Origin of the sequence: Phyllobacterium chamaecytisi, from assembly GCF_020164455.1 — a bacterium.
GTDB classification, from domain to species: Bacteria; Pseudomonadota; Alphaproteobacteria; order Rhizobiales; family Rhizobiaceae; genus Phyllobacterium; species Phyllobacterium chamaecytisi.
In genome coordinates this window covers 39015-62072 of the sequence record NZ_JAIQWW010000026.1, presented here as the reverse complement: position 1 = coordinate 62072, position 23058 = coordinate 39015, and the positions used below count along the sequence as shown (strand labels likewise).

Here is a 23058-nt window from a genome sequence, read left to right as displayed (position 1 = left end):
GAGGTTGGCTGTGATTGCAGCCATGTCGAGCGTATCGCTGCCGGCATCGCCGTAGTAGTTGTCATTCCCGTCGCTGGCTTCAGCGACGAACATATCGTTGCCATCTCCACCATGCGCGGTGTCGTTGCCGGAACCGGTGTTGATCAGATCGTTTCCAGCATCGCCGAAGATGCGGTCTGATCCGGCATCGCCGTAGAGCATGTCGTTGCCAGCCCCGCCGAGAACATCGTCGCTGCCGGCACCGCCGAAAGCCATGTCATCGCCGTCTTGTGCACTGATGAAGTCGTCGCCTTCATCGCCGCGGATGACATCTGCTCCAGCGCCACCCATTACCGTGTCACTGCCGCCGAGCGCGATGATCGTCTCGCCATTGACAGTGCCAAGCAGAACGTCTGCATTGGCTGTCCCCACAACCGGAGCCCCTGGTGAGTTCGAACCTGGAGCAGGAACATCGTCATCATCCTCTACCGGTTCCCCACCAATCTGGGGCATGCCGTCGGGTGCAGTGAACTTGATCGTTTGTTCACTGCTGGTCAGTGTTGTGACGCCATCTTCTATCGTTGCTTCATAGTCTGCGATGGTCGCCCCGTTTGGCAGTTCGATCACGTCCTGGGGACGGAGGTTCCCGACGATCGTGTCGTTGCCGCCGTTGGACCTGAAGACGATCCGGTGTGCCGAACTCAAGGCCGAGATATCCACCGTGTCATCGCCTGCATTCCCATCGATGGTGATGGTGTTGAAGTTCAGGCTCGTAAACGGCGCATTGAAGTTACCGATAACCTGGATCGTATCGCCGTTATTCACCCCTCCATCCGGCGTGTTCGGATTATTGCCGTTGTTGGCAGTGGTATTAAGGGTGTTGACGCTGATTTCTTCGATATTGTCGAGTTCGGCAATGATGGTCGTCGTTAGCCCGACAGTCCGGGTAATGACGATCTCAGTGGTCGCACCGGACACCGCAATACCGGCCAAGATAGCTTCCGCCCTTGCATAGATCCGGAATGTCTCGGCCGTTCCGGCCACCCCGTTCACGATAAAGGTGTCGATGCCGCCGGCTTCACCGTTGACCATGTCGAAGCCGTCGGTAGCACCCGCCGCATTCCAGGTGATGGTATCGTTGCCGGTACCTCCGAGGATGATGTCGTTGCCTGTACCGCCAGTGATCGTATCATTGCCGTCGCCGGCATTGATGTTGTCATTGCCACCGCCGCCGTTGATTGTAGTACCGGCAGTATCACCAATGATGATCTCGTTGCCCGCACCGCCATTGATGGTGCCCGTTACCTGGGTGACGGTTACCGTCGTTGTAGGATCGGTCAGCGTACCATCACTGGCGACGTAGTTGAAGCTGCCACCCGGTCCGCCAGTATTGGAAACCGTCACAGCAGTAGCTCCAAGAGTGGGCGCGTTGAGACCGTTCTGGCCGCCCACGGACGTGATTGTCACCGGAGAGCCTTCGGGGTCCGTATCATTCGCGAGAAGCGCCGACAGGGCGATGGAGAAATTCCCGGTAGCGACATTGGTAATAACAGTGTCGTTGTTCCCAACAGGCGCATCGTTCGCGGCAATGACAGTGACCGTCGCCGTGGCGACGTTGCTGTTCAAGAGCCCGTCATTGACCGTAACCTGAAGTGTTCTAGCACCAGCGGTCGGGTTATCCGACGTGTTCGCATATCGCACTTGTTGGATTGCTGTCCGGTAGTTGGCGATTGAGGCTGTACCCGAGAGGTTCAGAGTGATCTGACCTGCTACGGATGTGTCCAGCGATGAGGTAATGCCGCCCGGAAGCCCGCCAAGTACAGACAGGACGTCACCCGCGCTGGCATTGGTCAGAACGACGCGGGCCGAAGCCATAGTCGTACCATCATCGGTAATCACGGAGCCGGTGGCGATTGCGACACCAAGCCCATTTTCGGTATAGCTCGTTTGATAGTTGTTGCCGGGCGTACCTGGAATGGTCGTGGTCGTTGTCGTCGTCGTGGCAATATTGACGTTATTTATGCGGACATCTTCCCCCGCTCCAGTAATCGTCGAGGCGACAAAGCGGATGGCTGAATTCGGCCCAGCCCCCGTGAGGTTCAGGTTGAAACTCGGATTATCCGCACCATCCCCTCCACCGGAGGTGCTGCCTATCGTTTCAAGGACGGTGAAATTCCCGGGGGTAAAGTTCCCAGAGGCCGAATATTGCACCTGGACGGTCTCCCCAGCGTCGATGCTGCTAGTGCCGTTGTTTCGATCATACTCGAACGACAAGACCGCGGTCGTCAGGCCGGAGAGATTGACGGTACGTGTGATCGACGCGCCGTCCCCCGTCAGGAAGCGAAGGTCATTGGTGCCGTTGTCGAGTTGGATCTGGCCGGCTGTCACGCCGCCGCTGTCATTGGCCTCTACCCAAGGCGTCCCCGCCCAATCCACGGTGCCATTGCTATTGTTAAGCGCCGCCGTATCGAAGGTATCACGATAAGCCTGAGGACGGGATACGGTCGACGTGGTGGTGACATCACCGTGCAGATCGAGCGTTGGTGCAACCAGCGAGATATCCTGATCGGTGAAATCTAGAATCTCGACATTGCGGATGGTGTCTGTGCCGTCGGTAGCAAGACCGCCGGTATGAGCAACGGTAATGGTCCCATCGGTATTGAAGTCGATATCGTATTCGTCTCGTGCGCCAGAGAAGATCGCCCGATCGACATCGGCAATACCGTCGCTGTCGACGATGTTATCGGTAGAACTAAGTTCTTCCTCCGTGGTGCTGTTCTTGATTGTGCGAATGATGCCCAGCTGGCCCGGATTGATCGAGCCGTTGAACATGCTGGCGGCGAGCGTCGTCATTGACTTGTGTATGGCGATCGGCGGGCCTGCGTGCTCGGTATCACCGGCGGCGTAGACGGCGATCTGGACGTCGAGATACTTGTCGCCGTCGATGATGTCGTCGCCGGCATTGCCAGTGATGGCATCGCTGCCGTCGCCGCCCAGGATGATGTCTCCACCATCAAAGGTCGTCACGCCGGCGCCGAGAACCTCCTGCAGGCCCTGGATGAGGGCTATACCCTCTGCATCCAGCACGCTGCCGAGATAGCCCGTCGTGCCGCCTTCACTCAGTGGCGCGCGGTCCGCGGCCACGTCCTGTGTGCCCTTCAGTACGTCATTGAACCTCGTGCCCGAGAGTCCTTCCATCGATTCGTACTCGTCCAGTGCCGCGTTCTGCGGCAGGGTCGGTGCTTCGTCGAAAATGATCGGGATGGACAGGTCGGCGTTCACGCCGACCAGGTTGTCCTTGTAGGTCGCCCAGTCGAAGCCGGACATGCCCACCATCTTGCCGCGACCGGCGCTGCCGACCATGATGTCGTCGCCGCCCTCGCCGATATACTCGTCAAAGCCGCCATCGCCGAGGAACACGTCGTTGCCATCGATGGCGTCATGGGCGAATATTTCGTCGAAGTTGTCGCCGGGGGCGCCATCGAAGGTGCCGGTTTCGATCCAGTCGTCCCCCTCGTTGCCGAGGATGCGTTCGGCATTCTTGTTGCCGTAGATGAAGTCGTTACCGGTGCCAGCGAAGACTTCCGAGCCTGCATCGGTGCCGAGGAAGATGAAGTCCTGGCCGTCATTACCCATCACCAGGTCGAGGCCGGGGCCGGCGTGGACCACGTCGTTACCCTTGCCTGCCTTGATGTTGTCGTCGCCACCGGAGTCTTTGATGATGTCGTCGCCGTCGCCACCATTGATGATGTCGTTGCCGAAGCCACCTTCCATGTTGTCATTGCCGCCATCGCCGAACAACGTGTCGTCGCCGATGCCTGCAATTATGACGTCTGCCAAGTCAGTGCCCCCGAGCACCACATGATTGTCGCCGGTGTAGCGCAGATAGTTCGTGTCAGGCCCGACCGTGCCCGGATTGTTGCGAATGACGAGCTGCGTGAGGATGCCACTGCCGACGGGGTCGAGACCACGATTGTCGGCGCTTTCATCGACCGCCGTGCCGGGGTCGTCCTGCAATATGCCGTCTAGACCTGCGTCCTCGCCAAGGTCAGGATTGTATTGCTTGGTTCGGTCAACCTCGAGGATGAGGCCCGGCGTCGAGAACACGTCCGAAGGCAGATGCGTCGCGTCGGTATTGCGCATGATCATGGCGGCGAAGGAGTTGTTCTCCATCTCACCGAACAAATGCAGACCGTCGAGCCGTTGCAGGTAGTAGAAGCGGTCGCCGCTCTGCAGGTTCTCCATCTGCACTTCGAAGACGAAGTTGAAGGTCGAGCCGAGCATGCCGCCGAACGGCATGGTCTCTTCGGCCAGGCCGCCGATCCAGAGATCGACATTGTTGAGGCCACCGAGCGAGCCGCCCGCATAGGCGCCCGTGGCGTTGAGGAAGTCGAGCGCATCGGCGGGAACCAACATGCCACCGACTGATACGCCGGTGATGATGGTCAGCGCCGCGTCGCGCTTCTCCTGGAGCGTGTCGGCGCCCGTAATCAACGCATGTGTGCCGTAGGAGGCGATGAAGTTGATGATCGAAGCTTCGTTCTTGAGATGGCCGGCGAAATCGACCCAGCTCTCATAGGGCTTGAGCAGGACGTTCTGGTTGCTTGCCTCATAGAATTCGGCGCGCGCGGTATTCAGCGACGGTACGCCGGTATCACGGCCGCGCGCCAGGTTGATGGTCGCGAGGTCGAGCGGCAGGCCGAGCAGGTTGTTGCGCAACGCGCTGGTGACGAACTCGTCGATCTGGTTGCCGACCTGGCGCGTCATGCCGCGGATGATCGCTCCGGCGGCAATGTCGTCGGTGACCGCATGATTGACGCCGTCGAACGCCGTCGGATTGAGGAAGCCCTGGATCAGGCTGATGTGATCGGGCGTGAACGTCGGGTCGAACTTATCGATCGACTCGGTCAGCATCGAGTGGCCGAAGCGGTAGACCACATGGGCGAACTCGGCCACGATCGATGGATTCAGCGTGGTGTCGAAGCCGTCCGGGACCAGGAAGACGTTGATATTGGGCTGGATCTTACGGGCGAATTCTTCGAACACGAGATGCTGGTACTGCATCTCGGTGCCAAACTTGGCAGCTTGGAACAGGCGTTCGCCATCCCAGATGAGGCCATCTGCTGTGGCGGGAACCGTGGTCACATCATCGATGAGCCATTCATTCAGGAAGGCTACGGCCTCGGCTTCCGACCCGCCGCCATCAAGAATCGCCTGGGCGTCGGCAAGGGTGACTTCCTTGGTGTGCTCTACGAGCCGGTTGTGTTCGGCATGGAAGACATGGTGGACGGCGGTCAGGCCGATGTTCTCGTTGACGCGGCCGTCGCCGGCGATGAAATGCGCATCGAGCAGTTCGTTGTCATAGACGCCGGGCGCGTTGCCCGGATTGTCCAGCCCGATCGTGATGTCGCCATCGGCAACGCCGCCAGGAACGGCATTATGCGCAATGTCGGCGAGGAAGGCGTGGTTCGTGCGGATGGCGGTTGCTAGGCTAACCGGAGCGGCCGGCGTACCTGAGATCACGACGTCATCCGCGGTATTCGGAATTCCGTCGAGGCCGATACCGGTGATCACCTGGGCGAAGCCCGTTGTCGGATCGGGAATGAAGTTGCCGTATTGATCGGTCCTGAGCAGCGGAACCTTACCCACGTCGTCGTCGGTCAGCAGGATGCCGAGCATGTCCCGGGCCTGGACCTTGAGTTCGGCCCAAGTGGCCATGCCGCCATTGCCGCCCTCGATCAACTTGCCCGTCGCCGCCGGCCGGCCATCGCCGTCGAGCTCGTACTGCCGTATGAATACCTGATGCGAGGAATGCGACGTATAGGTCTGGTTCTGGTCGACATAGGAGGTGGTGGTATTGACGGGACGGCCGTCGTCCAGACTTTCGTCCACGCCGACAGTCAGGGGATTGTCACCCAGGAAGCCATCGGCGCCGGGTGAAGTCGTGGCGCGCGTCAGAACCATGAAGTTCAGGGCGCCAGGCGCGGTGCTGTAGAGCGGATCATCCGGCTGCAGCGGGATCATCACGGCGCCGTTGCCGCCTTTGTTGACGAGGTCGAGGCCGTGATCGAAGAACTGGCCGAACAGTGTGAACCAGGAGTTGAACGGAGCCGACAGACCCTCGTCCGGCGCAATATTGGGAAGGTGGACGTTGGCGCCGTCCAGTTCGATGCCATTGGCTGCGAGTAACGCATAAAGCCCGCCGGGGACGCCGGCTGCGGCATCGAGAACGCCCTGTGCTGCGGTGAGGGCCAGCGCAGCGTTGGCGGCCGCTGTCTGAAGTGCAGCATTGCCTGGGCTGGCCGCTGCTGCGGCTGCGGCTGCTGCCTCAACGCGCTGGGCATCGGCCACGGCCCTGAATTCGTCTTGGAGGGGAGAATAGGCAGCCGAGATCGAAGCGGTGATCAGCATGCCCGGGTCTTCGACGCCGGCGCGCTGCAGCGCCGTCAGGATCGCCGCAGGATTGCCGAGCGTCTGGTCGACTATCAGATTGGAGATCGTACGAACTTCAGGATCGATGACGTCGCCCGGATCGGCAAATGTTCCCGGACCATCCACGTCGTTGCCGGGGGTGTAGGTGATCGGAATAGGTCCAGATGGTCCCGCGCCATCAGGATCGACCATAACGGTCCGGTATTGCGGAGCGAGCAGCTCGAGGAACTCCTGGTCGGCGGCGCCCCACTGTTCTTGACCGGGCAAGAGATGGTTGTAGCTGCCGTCAACGGTCCGCAGGCCCCAGGCCAGATTATAGGTAGGGATGAGCCCGGGACCCGAGCCCGTATCCGGCCCGAACAAGGGCTGCCCGGCGGCGTGCGCCTCCGCGATCTTGATTTGCGTCAGGATGAAATCGAGATCAGAACGAATATAGGTTACCATTTTACTCTCCCTTTGGACCCACACGAGAATCGCCGTCTGCGGCAATTGATTCAGGTTACGTCTGTGGTTTCAGACGCAATTTACTTTGTCCCGTAACTTGGTTTCTCTTGACCGCTCCCGGAACAAAGGGACAAACTGGTTCAAAATAACTTCGACACGAGTTTCGATGGTCGGATAATGTAAGGGGGGAGGCGAACTTGATAGTTCGGAAGGTCCAGTCAAATACACAGACTTTCGTCGGCGGAAAGGTGGGACTTTGGGCCCGAGCCAAAATGTGACCTATGGCCCTAAGGATGAAGGTATTCCTTCGAAGTCCAACACTCTGGTCCGATATTGGCACAGCCTGGGTTTGACGGCACAATTCCTTATTGTGGCGGCGCTCATCGTCTGTGGATCAATGGCGGTACTGGGCGAATGGCTAAGCTCGCAGATCGCCGCCAATCAGCTTCGAAGCCGGGCAGAAGCCGGCGCCCTCTACGTAGAAGGCTTTCTGGCTCGCCACGTGGAAGAGGCCCCCGATGGATTATATGTAGCCGTAGATCGTCAAAAGGAACTCGATGACTTGCTGATCGGGACGGAGCTGGCCAAGCGTGTCGAAGGTTTCAGGATCTGGCGTCAGGACGGCACCATTATCTACAGCACAGACAAATCGCTTATGGGAAAGCGGCTTCCATCGGCCGACATCGACAAGGCGTTTTCCGGGACAGTCGTCTCGCAACTCGAAGTTGGACACAATGATGCGGGAGACATAGAGCACAATGATGATCGCTCGTTGATCGAGATCTACGCTCCCATTTATCGCACGGGCTCACGCGAGGTGATTGCGGTGGGGGAACTCTATGAAGAAGCTGAAGAGTTTATTATCCAGCGCAACCGGGCTCAGCGCCACACTTGGGCTATTGTCGGCGCAACTACCTTGGCAATCATGGGTCTGCTTTTTCTCATCGTCAGGCGCGCGAGCAGTGTCATCGAAAGCCAGCGAGTGACGCTGAAGTCCCAGTTGGCCAATGCGCAGGCATTGGCTGAACAGAACAAAAAACTCCGAAAGGCTGCCGACCACGCCCGTATGGACGCTACCAAATCCAATGAGACGCTGCTCAACCGCATTGGCTCTGACCTGCACGACGGACCGGTTCAGCTGCTCAGTCTTTTGATCCTCAGGCTTGGAGGCGGCTCTTCCGGCCCGGCGATGGGGTCAGATCTGCCGAAAAACGCGCCTCAGGAACTTCATCCCTCGCGGCTAGCAAGCCAAGTGCTTACGGAGCTGCGCGAACTCTCGACAGGACTCGTTCTGCCAGAGATCGAGAACATGTCGCTCGAAGCGGCGCTTCGTGTTGCTGTGGAACGTCACGAGTATGCGACCGGTTCAGTTGTCAGCGCGAGTTACGTTGGCCTGCCAGAGAACGTTGCCTATCCATTGAAAATTTGCCTTTACCGTGTTGTTCAAGAAGGGCTCAACAATGCGTTCCAGCACGCTTCCGGATTGGGCCAAAAAGTCACGGCTTCGGCGGACGAAAAAACCATTACTGTTGTCGTCAGCGATGCGGGGCCGGGATTGGTGCGGGCGGAAGGAGCTTCGGTGCGCACAAGGCCCTTGGGACTTCAAGGCATCCGTAATCGTGTGGAAGCCTTCGGCGGTTCGGTGCAGTTCCAGCAGCGCAGCGGTAATGATACGCAATTGATCGTATCGGTCTCCCTGGAAAGCAACTCGGCTTAAGACGGTTTAGTGGCGCGACATTGGCTCTCGTTGACCGCCGACCTCGAGCTTCTGGGCGGCAATGAGAACTTCGAGCCGGTTTCGGGCATGCAATTTCTGCATCAGAATTGTCATGTAATTTTTGACAGTCTTCTCTCCGATGCCCAGCCCAACGGCAATTTCGCGATTGGTAAACCCTCGCAGCAACAGGCGAACGATCTGCTCCTCACGTATGCTCAATTTGATGGGACCGGCAGACATCCGTCGCAAGGACGCAATTCTCAAGGCCTCGACGACCTTGCAGGCAAAACTTGGAGTGATGTAGGTTTCGCCGTTATGGGCCGCCCTTACGCCTTGGATGAGTTCTTCGGCGCTGCTGCCCTTCAAGATATAACCACTGGCACCAGCGTTAAGGGCGCGCACTGCATAATCGCTTGCAGTCATGGCGGTAAAAGCCACCACTTTTGTGCCGCCCGATTTTGTGACGATCTCGGTAATTACATCAAAGACGTTGCCGGGCATGAACAGGTCGAGGACCATAACGTCCGGACGCAGCTTTTTGTTTATTTGAAGAGCATCGTCAGCAGTTGCGCCCTTGGCGACAACCGTAAAATCGTCATTTACTTCAAAGAGGTTGACCACGCCAGCCAGCAAAAGCGGATGGTCGTCGACCAACGCGATCGATATTGAACCCATGATTATGCCCTCACTTTGCCTTTGCGGCTTTTGTGGCTGTATTAGGCACTTATTTGGCCGTTCTGTCCTTAAACAATTGGGACTAACCAAAATCGATGGCCTGAAAGCATTGAAATAAGGAGGTGGTGGGTCGGCCTATGTCTTTGACCTCGGCAACCTGGCGCCATGCCAATATGAGTATTCGGTTCAGGGAATTGTAAAGATACTGATCTGATCCGTGATGCCACGAAGCGTAACGGTTTGCGACATCGGCTTTAGACCATGATCCGTAAGAACATGGGAAACACGCGGATCATTGAGAACCGAACCGGTAGCGAATATCTCACGCGACGTTGCAAGGTGCTGGACCCGCGAGGCAATGTTGACAGTTTGTCCGAAATAATCCTGGCGCTCGTTAAGGCTGACGGCTATGCACGGCCCTTCGTGAATGCCGATCTTCAGGAGCAGGTCTTCGCTGCCACGTTCCTTGTTGAGTCGCAGCATGGCATCACGCATCCGCATCGCCGCCACCAATGCCCGGTCGGGTGTTGGAAAAGTCGCCATTACCGCGTCGCCGATCGTCTTGACGACAGCACCTGCCTCTGCGCCGACAATCTCGTTGAGTACGCCGAAATGGGCCTTCACAAGATCGAACGCAGCCAAATCGCCCACCCTCTCGTAAAGCTCGGTCGAACCGCGGAGATCTGTGAAAAGAAACGTGAGACTGGTAATCCGCAGCTTCTGGTCGACGTCGATAGTATCGGTGCGATAAATATCGCGGAATGTCTGATTGGAGAGTAGGGACTTGGCGGTAAGGAACGGGCGGCGCTTGCCGAGCATTGTGTGAAGAGCATCATTGGCCAGGCAAACCGACGGAAGCGTGCGAACGTCCGTATGATTCTCGACTGATATCCGTAAGGGGCCCGGTCGCAAGGTGATGGTTTCGCTGTGACGGTGCACGCGGTCAAATACCAGCGATATGGTCTGCCGCTCTTTGGTCGGCTCCCCCGTCACGTCCAAAAATTGAGCTGCGTGGGTGACTGGTTCAAAGACGATAATAAAGGATGGTGGCAAATGCAGCGATATGACCGCTTTTTCTCCGGCGGGTAGTTCAAGCGACTCAACAATGAACTCGTCAACTTTTTCCTCAAAATCGTTGTCCGGCAAATCGACTCCCGAACCCCAATAAACCTGACGGAAATATTCCACGGCTGGCAGTTGGTGAGGATTGTGAGCCTCGATATGGCGCACACGCGGTGTCACGGTGAAGGTGACTTCTACCATTTCGTCGAGCGTCGGCTCGTAGCCGGCAGCACAGAGCGCGCAGGTGTATTCATCGCTTTGCACGGTCTTGAGCGAGGTATTAGCATCCAGAACGCCACCGCAGCCAGGGCAAAGAACATTCCACGACATTTCGAACAGGCCGAGACGTGATGCCTGCAGGAAGGCGCTGATCGTCTGCTCTTCATCAAGTTGTTCGCTGGCAGCAAAAGCCAGCGCATTGATACGGCTCAGCTTGCGATCCGGCGCTTCGCGAACGAGCCGTTCCAGGGCATCGACAACGCGGGGCCGGGCCGATTGACGGAGCATTGCAAACAGAGGCTTGGCTTCACTCATGAGAGTATTCTACACTGAAATCGGTGAGCGGACAGCGAATTCGTGGGAAGTTATGGCGGAGAGGGAGGGATTTGAACCCCCGATGGAGTTGCCCCCATGCCGCATTTCGAGTGCGGTGCTTTCAACCACTCAGCCACCTCTCCGCGTAGGGGGATTGATATCCCCCGATCCATTTGCCGGATGTGAAACCCGGCTGATGCCGCGATGCCCGAAGGGCTCGGCTTGAGCGTGCGACCGGCTAGATAGCGGGCAAAGCTTCCAGATACAAGAGTAATTTGCGTTAAATTTCTTGACTCAGCGGCGAACCTGATCCTATAAGCGCCCGTCAACTGGCGTGGGGGATTCTCCGCGCCGTTTGTTTTTGAATTCGGGTGCCTTTATTCTTATGCGTAAGAGTGCCTTTCGATCAATCTGTCACGACTGACAAAAAGACGGTTATTGCCGTAAAACGGCATTAAACCGAACCGGACTCCGAAAGGGAAAAAATGTTCGCAGTCATCAAGACCGGTGGTAAGCAGTATCGCGTTGCCGCCAATGACCTGTTGAAGGTCGAGAAAGTTGCCGGCGACGCCGGTGATATCGTTGAATTTGCTGAAGTTCTGATGGTTGGCGTCGGAGCCGACGCAACGATCGGTGCTCCTGTTGTCGGTGGTGCGCTGGTGACAGCCGAAGTCGTAGAGCAGGGCCGTGCACGCAAGGTCATCGCCTTCAAGAAGCGTCGTCGCCAGAATTCCAAGCGTACGCGCGGTCATCGTCAGGAGTTGACGACGATCCGTATCTCGGAAATCCTGACCGATGGCGCGAAGCCTTCCAAGAAAGCCGCTGAAAAGCCGGCGAAGAAGGAAGCTGCTCCGAAGGCTGAAGCTGCTGCTGCGGACGCAATCGAGACGAAAGCCGCCCCAAAGGCCAAAGCTGCGCCGAAGAAGGCTGCTGCCAAGGCTGAGAAGCCCGCTAAGGGCGAATAAAAAGAGATTTAGAGGAGCAATCCGATGGCACATAAAAAAGCTGGTGGTTCGTCACGCAACGGTCGTGATTCAGAATCGAAGCGCCTTGGCGTGAAGAAGTTTGGTGGCGAGAAGGTTCTTGCCGGCAACATCCTCGTTCGTCAACGCGGCACCAAATGGCACCCCGGTGTCAATGTTGGCCTTGGTAAGGACCATACCCTGTTTGCACTTGAAGCAGGCACCGTTTCCTTCCGCACCAAAGCCAACGGCCGTAGCTACGTGTCGATCGTCAACCCGATCGCCGAAGCAGCAGAATAGCCGGTCCTGCTTGAAGCACCGGCGTCCCATCGGACCCGGTGTATGGCAACCGCCAAAAGATCAAAGGGGAGATGGGATAACCACCCATCTCCCCTTTCGTGTCTGGAGGATAGACAAATGGTTGCTGAAATACTGGAAGACGATGAAGAACGGTTGGATCTGATAGACTGTCCCGTTCTCGTTACGGAACGTCTCGTTCTGCGAGCGCCGCGTAACGAGGATGTGGATGCAATTGCCCGTCTCGCCGATAACCTTCACGTGGCGGAAATGCTTTCCCGCATGCCGCACCCCTATACGAAGGAACATGCGGTGGATTTCGTGCGCCGCGCCAATGCGGGCGAGATCGGCAAATGCGTCTACGCCATTACATTGGCGCAATCGGGCACGTTCATTGGTTGCTGTGGTATCAATTATCGTCGCAGCAAGGATGAGCATGCGGCTTGCCGCAAGGAAGAGTTGGAGATCGGCTACTGGCTGGGCGAATCCTACTGGGGCAAGGGTTATGCAACGGAAGCCGCCCATGCGCTCGTCGATCTGGTGTTCAGAGCAACACAAGTCGAAAAACTCTATGCTTCTTGCCGCGTGTCCAACAATGCCTCACGCCGGGTGATCTATAAAAGCGGTTTCCAATATACCAACACCGGTATGATGAATTCGATCACTGCCGGGAATGTTCCTGTCGAACGTTACATGCTCGACCGGAGGACGTGGATCGGTCTTCGCAGCTGGACTTCATAACCAATACTGGTCGTCTCCAACATCGAGGCGACCAGTTTTCATTTCGAGGATTTTACTGTAATGCCTCGGAACATCAAAAGGGCTGAACTTTCATGAAATTCCTTGATCAGGCGAAAGTCTATATCCGTTCCGGCGACGGTGGTGCCGGTTCGGTGTCGTTTCGGCGCGAGAAATTTCTCGAATTCGGCGGTCCTGATGGCGGCGACGGCGGACGCGGCGGCGATGTCTGGGCAGAAGCAGTCGATGGTCTCAACACGTTGATCGACTATCGCTATCAGCAGCATTTCAAGGCCAAAACCGGTATGCACGGCATGGGCCGCGATATGACCGGCGGCAAAGGTGCCGATGTTATTTTGAAGGTACCAGTCGGAACACAGATATTCGAAAACGACAACGAAACGCTGATATGCGATTTCACAGTTGTTGGTCAGCGATATCGTCTTGCCAAGGGCGGCAATGGCGGTTTCGGCAATGCACATTTCAAGACCTCGACCAACCAGGCGCCGCGCCGCGCCAATCCCGGCCTCGAAGGTGAGGAGCGCAACCTTTGGCTCCGGTTGAAGTTGATCGCTGATGCTGGACTTCTTGGCAAGCCCAATGCCGGGAAATCAACCTTTCTGGCCAGCGTCACCGCCGCCAAACCAAAGATTGCCGATTATCCGTTTACAACGCTCCATCCCAATCTCGGCGTTGCGCGCATCGATGCCAGAGAATTTGTCATCGCTGATATTCCGGGGCTGATCGAGGGCGCGCATGAAGGGGTGGGCATTGGTGACCGGTTCCTTGGGCATGTCGAACGGACCCGTGTCCTTCTACACCTTGTTTCGGCACAAGAAGAGAATGTCGCGGAAGCCTATAAAACCGTCCGGATGGAACTCGAGGCTTATGGAGCGGGACTTGCTGACAAGCTAGAGATCGTGGCGCTCAGCCAGATCGATACGCTTGACGCAGCGGCTCGCAAGAAGAAGGTTGCCGCGCTCAAGAAAGCGGCCGGCCGCGAGCCGATGCTGTTGTCATCCGTCAGCCGCGAGGGCGTTGAACCGGTGATGCGCGCACTGTCTGCAATCATTCTTGAATCGCGTCAGTCGGAAGCTCCTGTCGAGATCGACAACCGCTTCAAATATTGAGTCGTAGAATGTCCGCGAAATCAGTCCAACTCCGGGATAACGAAGATCAGGTGAATTCACTACCGAAGCTGGCGTCCTATCGCCGGATCGTTGTCAAGATTGGCTCGGCTTTGCTTGTTGATCGTGTCACTGGGCTCAAGCGTGATTGGCTTGAGAGCCTTGGCACCGACGTTGCTATGTTAAGCGCATCGGGCGTCGAGATGATGATTGTATCCTCCGGTGCGATCGCCCTTGGCCGGACGGTGCTGGGTTTGCCAAAGGGCGCATTGCGGCTGGAAGAAAGCCAGGCTGCAGCGGCCGCCGGCCAGATCGAATTGGCCAAAGCCTATGCCGAGGTTTTGAGCCACCACAAATTGCGCGCCGGACAGATTCTGTTAACCCTTGCCGATACCGAAGAACGCCGCCGCTATCTCAATGCGCGCGCGACGGTAGGGACCTTGTTGCGATTGAAGGCAGTTCCCGTCATCAACGAAAATGACACGGTTGCGACCACCGAAATCCGCTATGGCGACAATGACCGGCTCGCTGCACGGGTTGCGACCATGATGGGCGCGGACCTCCTGATCCTGCTTTCAGATATCGATGGGCTCTATACGGCACCGCCGCACCAGAATCCGCATGCGCAATTTCTACCCGTTGTTGATGTGATTACACCCGATGTCGAAGCGATGGCTGGTGCAGCCGCATCGGAATATTCCCGGGGTGGTATGAAGACCAAGCTGGATGCGGGCAAGATCGCCAATGCGGCGGGAACGGCGATGATCATCGCATCCGGCACGCGGCTAAACCCGCTGGCCGCCATCGATCGAGGTGAACGTTCCACGATGTTTAAAGCCAGCTTGACGCCGGTCAATGCCTGGAAGACCTGGATATCCGGGAATCTTGAACCATCCGGGCGACTGGTTATCGACGAGGGCGCGCTTGTCGCTCTCAAATCCGGCAAGTCATTGCTTGCTGCCGGTGTTCGCGAAGTTGCGGGCCAGTTCACACGGGGCGATACAGTCGCTGTGTTCGGACCCGATGGTCGTGAGGCTGCTCGCGGACTTGTTGCCTACGACGCTGCCGATGCCGTAAAGATTGCGGGACGCAAGACCAATGAGATTGGCACGATTCTCGGTTATGATGCCCGTTCCGCGATGATCCATCGCGATGATCTGGTGGTGCGTGCCGCAAAGCGCGCTGCCACGGCCAAGGAGTAAGAGATGTTGCGACGAGTGGATAAGGACCTGCCGGTTGCCGAATTGATGGCCGAAATCGGCCGCAAGGCACGCGCCGCCGCGCAATCTCTTGCCACTGCGTCTCCTGGCAAGAAAACTGCAGCGCTCGCAGCTATGGCCGATGCTGTCGATGGCCGTACGGCCGATATTCTCGAAGCCAATGACCGCGACATCGAGAACGGCAAAAAAGCCGGCATGTCACCAGCGTTATTGGACCGGCTCAAACTTGACCTTAACCGGGTTGCCGGGATTTCCGCGAGCATTCGTGCAATAGCCAGTCTCAAGGATCCGGTTGGAGACGTCATTGCCGAATGGGATCGCCCGAATGGCCTGCATATCGAACGTGTCCGCACTCCCCTCGGCGTTATTGGTGTGATCTACGAGAGCCGGCCGAATGTGACGGCGGATGCAGGTGCGCTATGCCTCAAATCCGGTAACGCTGTGATCTTGCGCGGCGGGTCGGATTCCGCGCATTCATCAAAGGCTATCCATGAAGCCTTGCTCGAGGGAATCGCAGCTGCTGATCTTCCGCAGGCCGCGATCCAATTGGTGCCGACCACCGATCGTGCTGCCGTTGGCGAAATGCTCAAAGGTCTCGATGGAAATCTCGACGTGATCATTCCGCGCGGGGGTAAAAGCCTGGTTGCCCGGGTGCAAGCTGAAGCCCGTGTGCCGGTGTTTGCCCATCTTGAGGGCCTTTGCCACCTCTACATCGATGCCTCTGCTGATTTGGCAATGGCGCGCAAGATTGTCGTCAATGCCAAGATGCGCCGTACCGGCGTATGCGGTTCGGCCGAGACACTGCTTGTCGACAAGCTTGTTGTACCAACCCATCTGGTGCCGCTCCTTGAAGACCTACGTTCAGCGGGCTGCGAAATTCGTGGTGACGACGGAGTCGTGGAGCTCTTCGCGAGTGCCAAACCCGCCACCGAGGAAGATTGGTCCACGGAATATCTCGATGCGATCATTTCGGTGAAGCTGGTTGATGGTGTGGACGGCGCGATACAGCACATCAATCATTATTCCTCGCATCATACCGAAGCTGTCGTTGCCGAAGACCTTCGCGTCGTGGAACGGTTTTTCAACGAGATCGACTCGGCCATTCTTTTGCACAATGCCTCTACGCAGTTTGCTGACGGCGGTGAATTCGGCATGGGCGCCGAAATCGGAATTGCAACCGGCAAGATGCATGCGAGAGGTCCAGTGGGGGTCGAGCAGCTGACCTCGTTTAAATACCGTGTGCGCGGCAACGGCCAGACTCGTCCGTGACAATAAAGGCAAGTTTGCAAACGAGCTTTCCAGGCGTCAGTGAAGCGCATCTGCGCATGCCTTTCGTTGAGAAGGGTATGACGGTGGGGCTGTTTGGTGGTTCCTTCAATCCGCCACACGCAGGTCATGCGCTGGTGGCTGAAATTGCACTGCGTCGCCTGAAGCTCGACCAGCTCTGGTGGATTGTCACGCCAGGCAATCCGCTGAAGGATGCGCGGCATCTTGCACCATTGGCGGAGCGCCTGGAGCGCTGTGAAGAACTGATCCACGATCCCCGTGTGAAAATTACGGCATTCGAAGCCGCTCACAATATCCGCTACACAGCGGACGCGCTGGCAATGATCAAAGCTCGCAACCCGGGCGTGCATTTTGTCTGGATCATGGGTGCGGACAATCTTGCGGACTTCCACCTCTGGCAGCGCTGGCAGAAGATCGCCTTGACGTTTCCGATTGCCGTTATCGATCGTCCGGGATCCACTTTGGCTTTCCTTTCATCCCGTATGGCCAAGACGTTCGGTTATGCGCGTATCGATGAAGACGACGCGCCGATCCTGGCCCGTTCACGCGCGCCAGCATGGACCTTCATTCATGGGCCGAGGTCATTGCTATCGTCGACTGCTATTCGCAACGGCGTGATGAAACCAAAGACGTGAAGCGGCGTTTCAACTACGCGCCCCACCATTCGGAGCATGGCAGTAACAGCGAGTTAGTTCGATATGACGTCTTGAAACTGTCATGCGACTCTGCCTATCTTATTGGTGTGCAGTATGGGTACAAACTGCGTTGCGTTGTTCTTAAGGGAAAGGAAATACACTGAGAACAGCATTTCAGAAGAAGGATGCCTTGGCACCTTCACCGGCAGAGATGAACGGTATCAATTCCGTATCTCTTGCCCTTCAATCGGTCCTTGCCAGTCTTGAAGACGCAAAGGCTGAAAATATTATCCCCATCGACCTTCGAGGCAAGTCCGTCATTGCTGATCATATGATCATCGCATCGGGACGTTCGCATCGTCATGTAGCGGCGGTTGCGGACCAACTTTTGCGTGCTCTGAAAGAGAGCGGGCATGGCAACAACGCCAAAATCGAAGGTCTTTCTGGCGGCGATTGGGTGTTGATCGACACAGGCGACATCATCATCCATATATTCCGTCCCGAAGTGCGTGAGTTCTACAATCTCGAAAAGATGTGGCAGGCTCCCGAACTCGACGGAGAGACCGTCCACTAGCAGGTGGATCGGAGCGTCGAACAACACGGTGCTCTGAACGGTTGATAGATTTTGCCGGTTCTGGACCGGAGGAGTGGTTTCGGGTTGCCATAGGCCTGGAACCCGGAGTGAGCCATGCGTATTACTGTCTTTGCCGTGGGCCGGATGAAGTCTGGCCCCGAACGAGAGCTGGCAGATCGCTATTTGGATCGCCTGAAAAAGACGGGTGTTCCGCTCGGGCTTGAATTCACATCCGTTATCGAAATTACCGAAAGCAAAGCGCCGCAGGCGGAACTGCGCAAGCGGGAAGAGTCTGCGAAAGTTCTTGAAGCACTCGATCAAGACGGCGTGCTCATTCTTCTGGACGAGCGAGGGAAGACGGTGCCCTCAGAGGCCTTTGCCGCAGCAGTTGCGCGGTTTCGCGATGATGGCAAGCGTCAGCTCCTCGTGGCGATTGGCGGTCCTGACGGACACGCCGCTTCACTGAGGGATCGTGCCGATGTCGTTTTGGCTCTTGGCGCGATGACATGGCCGCACCAGATCGTTCGCATTCTTGTTGCAGAACAACTTTACCGGGCAACGACAATCCTTGCAGGTCATCCTTACCATCGCATTTGAAATTCATTCAGCTCTCATTCATGCCCACAACTCATAATGGCGGCTCAGAGATCATTACGAAAATATAATGATCTCAATACTTTTCAGGCGAACCGCTCATCTCCATTTCTTGCTAAGATGGATCGGGAAAAGTGTCGTTCGTCGGCGCAAAAAGGTGGACGGTTGATGAGCAAAATAGCCAAGCAAGGCAAGGCATCCCCTGCCGAGTCCAACGTGACCTTCATTCCGGCCACCGTAAAGCCGGATCGAAGAAAGAAGCGGTCCCGTCTGTGGATATTGCTACCCGTCGTACTCGCGGTTGCAGGGGCAGGTTATTACGCATGGATAAACTACAGCGCATCAACAGCGAGTACTGCCGTCATCACGCAAGCGGTCGTACGCGGTGACATCGAGAATGCAGTTACCGCGGTCGGTACGCTCGATTCAATCAAATCGGTCGATGCCGGCGCCCAAGTTTCCGGACAGCTCAAGGTGCTGCACGTCGAGATTGGCGATACGGTCACCCAAAATCAGCTTATTGGCGAGATCGATCCTGCCACCATACAGAACAGGATAGAAATCGATCAGGCGGAACTCGCCAATCTGCAGGCACAGCTGATTTCGAAGAACGCGCAGCTGGTGCTGAAGCAAGCCAATATCGAGCGCCAGCGCAATCTTGTGGCGACGCGCAGCGTTTCACAATCTACGCTGGATCAAGCTATCGCCGACCTCGCGGCGGCCGAAGCCGATGTGAATGCCCTTGCAGCCCAGATACGCAAGCAGCAGGCGACATTGGCCGGCGACCAGGTCGATCTCGGTTACACGAAGATTTACGCACCTATGGCTGGCACGATCGCTGCTGTCCCGGTTAAAGAGGGCCAGACTCTGAATGCTAGCCAAACGGCGCCAACGATCGCAACGATTGCGGATTTGTCGACAATGACTGTGAAGGCGCAAGTCTCGGAGGCTGATGTCAGCAAGCTCAAGATCGGCATGGATGCCTATTTCACTTTGCTGGGGCAGCCAGGAAAGCGTTACAAGGGAAAATTGAGGCAGATCCAGCCGACCCCAGATATCCAGAACAATGTCGTGCTCTATTACGCTTTGTTTGATGTTCCGAACCCTGATGGCGATCTTATGATTTCAATGAGTGCGCAGGTGTTCTTCGTGCAGTCAGCTGCAAACGATGTGCTTGTTGTGCCAAGTTCTGCAGTTAGCAATTCCGAAGGGTCGCGTCGTGCGGGAAGCAGCGGCCAAGGCCACAAGGCCGAGGTTAGGGTTGTCAACACCGCCGGCACCCAGGAAACTCGCGAGGTTGAAGTGGGCGTCCGCAACCGTGTCAGTGCCGAGATCAAGAGTGGGCTGAAGGAAGGGGAACTCGTGGTCGTCGGCCAGGGAGGCGAAAGCAACGGCGCCGGCACGAGCCGCAATTCCGGCAATCGCTCGCAGCGCAGCGTGCGTATGCCGCCGATGTTCTGACGATGACCGCCCTCATCTCGCTCAGAGACATAAGCAAGACGTATCACAATGGCGACCTCGCCGTTGAGGTTCTTCACGGGATATCGCTTGATATCGAGGCGGGTGAGTTTGTCGCAATCATTGGCCAATCCGGTTCGGGCAAGTCGACGCTGATGAATATTCTCGGCTGTCTCGACCAGCCGACGAGCGGTGATTATCTGCTCGATGGCGAACACGTTTCTGGCTTTGAACCCGATGAACTTGCCGGATTGCGCAGGCGCACGTTTGGCTTTGTCTTCCAAAGTTATAATCTCATCCCGACCGCCAGTGCGCAGGAGAACGTCGAAGTCCCAGCGGTCTATGCAGGCGCGTCAGCTCGCGACAGGCATGATCGGGCAGAGGCACTGCTTAGCTCATTGAAGCTTGGCGACCGGCTCGATCACCGTCCGAACCAGCTTTCCGGCGGTCAGCAACAACGTGTCTCCATCGCGCGGGCTTTGATGAATGGTGGTCGCGTCATCCTTGCGGACGAACCGACCGGCGCGCTCGACAGCCAGAGCGGCGACGAAGTCATGGCGCTGCTTCGTAGCATGAACGAGAGTGGTCACACGATCATCGTCATCACCCATTCACGCGAAGTTGCAGAACAGGCCGACCGGCTCATCGAACTGCGTGACGGGCGGATTATCTCGGACCGGACAAAAAAGGGCCGCAGCAACCCCGAAGCCGCAACAGGACTCCAACAAAAGGCTTTCGAGGGTGTTGCTGCAATCGCCGATATTTCCGAAGCTATTAAAATGGCCTTCCGTGCATTGCGGGCCAACCTGTTCCGCACGATTCTCACATTGCTCGGGATCGTCATCGGTGTCGGTTCTGTTGTCGCCATGCTTGCTATCGGCACGGGTGCGCAGAACTCTGTACTCGACCGGATTTCCTCGATGGGATCTGATCTTTTGGTGATCCGCCCGAACATGGCTAATTTCCGCGGTGGTACGGGTGGTAGCGTCGTAACCCTGATTCCGGCCGATGCGGATGCCATCCTCGAACAGCCAAATGTTGCTTTCGCTGTTCCGGAAATGACGAGCACGGTGACGGTACGTTATGGGAATGTCGATTATCAGACGACGGCCAATGGTACGGTTCCGCAGTTTACGCAGGCGAAATCCTGGACAGTGGGTAAGGGCGAGTTCATCAATCAGGATGACATGACCAATTACGCCCCGGTAGCAGTGCTTGGCCAAACCGTGGTCAAGACGCTCTTTGCCGATGGCACGGACCCGATTGGCAAGTATGTACTCGTCAACAAAATTCCATTCCAGATCATCGGCGTGATGAGCGAAATGGGCGCAGGCATGGGCGGCAACGATCAGGACGATACGGTTCTGGTTCCCCTGACGACTGGAAGCATGCGACTTTTCGGCCAGCGCAACGTGCGGACAATTACCGTCCAGGTAAAGGACGGCTCGGCGATCGACGCCACACAGGAGACGATTCAGTCACTTTTGGACAAACGTCACCAGAGACAGGACACTCTCATCACCAATATGGCGTCCATTCGTGAAGCTGTCACCGAGACATCAAATACGCTGAAGCTATTTCTTGGCGCTGTTGCTGCAATTTCGCTTCTCGTCGGTGGAATCGGGGTCATGAACATCATGTTGGTAAGTGTCACGGAGCGGACTCGCGAGATCGGCGTTCGTATGGCGACGGGCGCGCGCCGGAGCGATATTCTGCTGCAGTTCATAATAGAGGCACTTGTGGTTTCGGCGATCGGTGGGGCGATCGGCGTCGCGGCAGGCATCGGGACTGGAGTACTGGCAAAGCTCCTCGGTGCACCGATCAGCTTCACGATCGGGCCGGTGGCGTTAGCTTTTGCCTGTTCATTCTTGACGGGGCTCGTCTTCGGGTACCTGCCGGCCAGGAACGCCTCGCGGCTTCAGCCGGCAGTAGCACTCAGCTCAGAGTAAATGCCTAAAAGTCGAGTTCAAGTTCGACGCCATTGTCACGCCTGCGGCGAGGGTACCGATCGTCGTATCGGTCATCCTCCCGGTATCTGTCTCGACCGCGTCTAGAATCGGTGAAGACCGCAGCACAACCCTTATCTACCCAGATAGCGCCTCGATTGTAGCCCCAACTGTCGCCAGCTATGCAGGGTCTTTTGGAAATCTGCCTTGCAATGCGCGGGCGGCGCATGTCTGCATCGCATTCCCTGTATCTGAACTTACGCGATTCGCATCTGACGGAATCTTGCGCATGTGCAGGCAACACAGGAAAGAACTGCGCGCCGCCAAAAACTACAGCGAATGCCAGGATATATCGGTACATTTTCCCTCTCCGATACCGTTTCGAATCACCATTATGGTGCACCATTTTAAAGTCGAGTTGGCGATTTTTGTTCCGCGGTGGTTAATCATTATTTGGCCTATGAAACTGTACCTCATTTAGGAGAATCGCGCGTTTTCACGGTTCACCATATCGGAAATGAAATTCGAGACCGCTGCGATGCGACGAAGTGTACGAACGGATTCGTGATAGGCCAACCAGTAGGACCGGTGAATGGTGCGTTCGGGCAGGACTGGCACAAGATCTTCATGCTCGCGCGCAATGAACATGTGGAGTATTCCGATGCCTGCGCCAGCCCGCACCGCCTCGACCTGTCCAAGCGCACTTGAAATCTCAAAGGCTGCTTTCCAGTCACGAGTGATTTCAGGCGCGTAGTTCAGCGATGGGCTGATGACGAGGTCATCGACGTATCCGACGAGGCGATGCGCCGAGAGCTCATCCACGGTCTGCGGCGCCTCACGCTCAGCAAGGTAGGAACGGCTGGCGTAGAGGCCGAGGCTGTAATCGACAAGCTTGCGCGCTACAAGGCGTCCTTGATCGGGGCGATCAACCGTGATGGCAATATCGGCCTCGCGCCGAGAAAGCGAAAATGAGCGGGGAACCGGCACCAACTGTATTTTCAAGTCTGGATAGCGGGCTGTGAGCAACGCCAATCTCGGTGCCAGAAAGGTAACGCCAAACCCATCCGGCGCCCCAATCCGAACTGACCCGGAGATGGCGACGTCAGCATCGCCGAGTGAAGAGCGGATAGATAGCATTTCCGCTTCCATGCGCTCTGCAGACAATAGAAACTCTTCGCCTGCGTGCGTGAGTTCACATCCATTGGTACGCCGGGTGAGAAGCTTTGTATTGAGATCGTTCTCCAGCGCTGTCAGCCGTCGGGCAACTGTCGCGTGGTTAAGCGCTAGACGTCTTGCCGCCCCGAGAATTTGTCCGGACCGTGCAACAGCCAGGAAAATACGTACATCATCCCAATTCATAAAAGCCTCCCGCTCAAA

At 56.9% G+C, this 23058-nt stretch carries 17 protein-coding genes and 1 tRNA gene; 12 read left to right on the top strand and 6 right to left on the bottom strand.

From position 1 onward, the window contains the following. Positions 1-6855 (bottom strand): peroxidase family protein (locus tag LB462_RS27805; protein WP_224514775.1); only part of this gene is annotated, 6855 nt, incomplete at its 3' end. A gap of 274 nt (positions 6856-7129) precedes the next feature. On the opposite strand from LB462_RS27805, the gene LB462_RS27800 reads away from it, so the two are divergent. Beyond that, positions 7130-8572, top strand: a complete 1443-nt coding sequence (locus LB462_RS27800; protein ID WP_224514774.1) for a sensor histidine kinase — start codon at positions 7130-7132, stop codon at positions 8570-8572. A 6-nt stretch (positions 8573-8578) separates the two neighbouring features. On the opposite strand, the gene LB462_RS27795 is transcribed toward LB462_RS27800, so the two are convergent. From LB462_RS27795 to LB462_RS27785, 3 genes are all read right to left on the bottom strand, one after another. Further along, positions 8579-9247, bottom strand: a complete 669-nt coding sequence (locus LB462_RS27795; RefSeq protein ID WP_209999108.1) for a response regulator — start codon at positions 9245-9247, stop codon at positions 8579-8581. 186 nt (positions 9248-9433) lie between these two features. Next, positions 9434-10843: an adenylate/guanylate cyclase domain-containing protein gene (locus LB462_RS27790; RefSeq protein ID WP_224514772.1), complete on the bottom strand. Its 1410-nt coding sequence runs from the start codon at positions 10841-10843 to the stop codon at positions 9434-9436. Positions 10844-10896: 53 nt separating this feature from the next. Further along, a tRNA-Ser gene (locus tag LB462_RS27785) sits at positions 10897-10986 on the bottom strand. Between the two features lie 342 nt (positions 10987-11328). On the opposite strand from LB462_RS27785, the gene rplU reads away from it, so the two are divergent. The 11 genes from rplU (at position 11329) to LB462_RS27730 (ending at position 21684) form a co-directional block, all read left to right on the top strand. Beyond that, a complete protein-coding gene (gene rplU / locus LB462_RS27780; protein ID WP_224514770.1) occupies positions 11329-11808 on the top strand; it encodes a 50S ribosomal protein L21 in 480 nt (159 codons plus the stop codon). Positions 11809-11832: 24 nt separating this feature from the next. Beyond that, positions 11833-12105 (top strand): 50S ribosomal protein L27, encoded by a 273-nt coding sequence (gene rpmA / locus LB462_RS27775; protein ID WP_112531041.1) that lies wholly within the window; start codon positions 11833-11835, stop codon positions 12103-12105. A gap of 117 nt (positions 12106-12222) precedes the next feature. Then, a complete protein-coding gene (locus LB462_RS27770; RefSeq protein WP_224514768.1) occupies positions 12223-12843 on the top strand; it encodes a GNAT family N-acetyltransferase in 621 nt (206 codons plus the stop codon). A gap of 92 nt (positions 12844-12935) precedes the next feature. Beyond that, positions 12936-13970, top strand: a complete 1035-nt coding sequence (gene obgE / locus LB462_RS27765; RefSeq protein WP_224514765.1) for a GTPase ObgE — start codon at positions 12936-12938, stop codon at positions 13968-13970. Between the two features lie 8 nt (positions 13971-13978). Further along, entirely contained in the window at positions 13979-15169 is a 1191-nt protein-coding gene (gene proB / locus LB462_RS27760) for a glutamate 5-kinase (RefSeq protein WP_224514763.1), read from the top strand. A gap of 3 nt (positions 15170-15172) precedes the next feature. Continuing rightward, positions 15173-16456: a glutamate-5-semialdehyde dehydrogenase gene (locus LB462_RS27755; RefSeq protein WP_224514760.1), complete on the top strand. Its 1284-nt coding sequence runs from the start codon at positions 15173-15175 to the stop codon at positions 16454-16456. A 56-nt stretch (positions 16457-16512) separates the two neighbouring features. Further along, positions 16513-17109, top strand: coding sequence for a nicotinate-nucleotide adenylyltransferase (locus tag LB462_RS27750; RefSeq protein ID WP_224514786.1), 597 nt, complete (start codon positions 16513-16515; stop codon positions 17107-17109). Positions 17110-17320: 211 nt separating this feature from the next. Then, positions 17321-17683 (top strand): ribosome silencing factor, encoded by a 363-nt coding sequence (gene rsfS / locus LB462_RS27745; protein WP_112531036.1) that lies wholly within the window; start codon positions 17321-17323, stop codon positions 17681-17683. Between the two features lie 114 nt (positions 17684-17797). After that, on the top strand, positions 17798-18280 hold the full coding sequence (gene rlmH / locus LB462_RS27740) for a 23S rRNA (pseudouridine(1915)-N(3))-methyltransferase RlmH (protein WP_224514759.1): 483 nt from the start codon (positions 17798-17800) through the stop codon (positions 18278-18280). 165 nt (positions 18281-18445) lie between these two features. Continuing rightward, the gene (macA, locus tag LB462_RS27735; protein WP_224514756.1) at positions 18446-19738 is read left to right on the top strand and encodes a macrolide transporter subunit MacA; all 1293 of its coding nucleotides are present in this window, start codon (positions 18446-18448) and stop codon (positions 19736-19738) included. 2 nt (positions 19739-19740) lie between these two features. Continuing rightward, complete coding sequence (locus tag LB462_RS27730; protein WP_224514754.1) at positions 19741-21684, top strand: MacB family efflux pump subunit; 1944 nt, start codon at positions 19741-19743, stop codon at positions 21682-21684. A gap of 4 nt (positions 21685-21688) precedes the next feature. On the opposite strand, the gene LB462_RS31670 is transcribed toward LB462_RS27730, so the two are convergent. Together LB462_RS31670 and LB462_RS27720 are read right to left on the bottom strand one after the other, a co-directional pair. After that, entirely contained in the window at positions 21689-22042 is a 354-nt protein-coding gene (locus LB462_RS31670; RefSeq protein WP_224514744.1) for a DUF3011 domain-containing protein, read from the bottom strand. Positions 22043-22158: 116 nt separating this feature from the next. Beyond that, positions 22159-23040, bottom strand: coding sequence for a LysR family transcriptional regulator (locus tag LB462_RS27720; RefSeq protein ID WP_224514742.1), 882 nt, complete (start codon positions 23038-23040; stop codon positions 22159-22161). Positions 23041-23058: the final 18 nt, after the last annotated feature.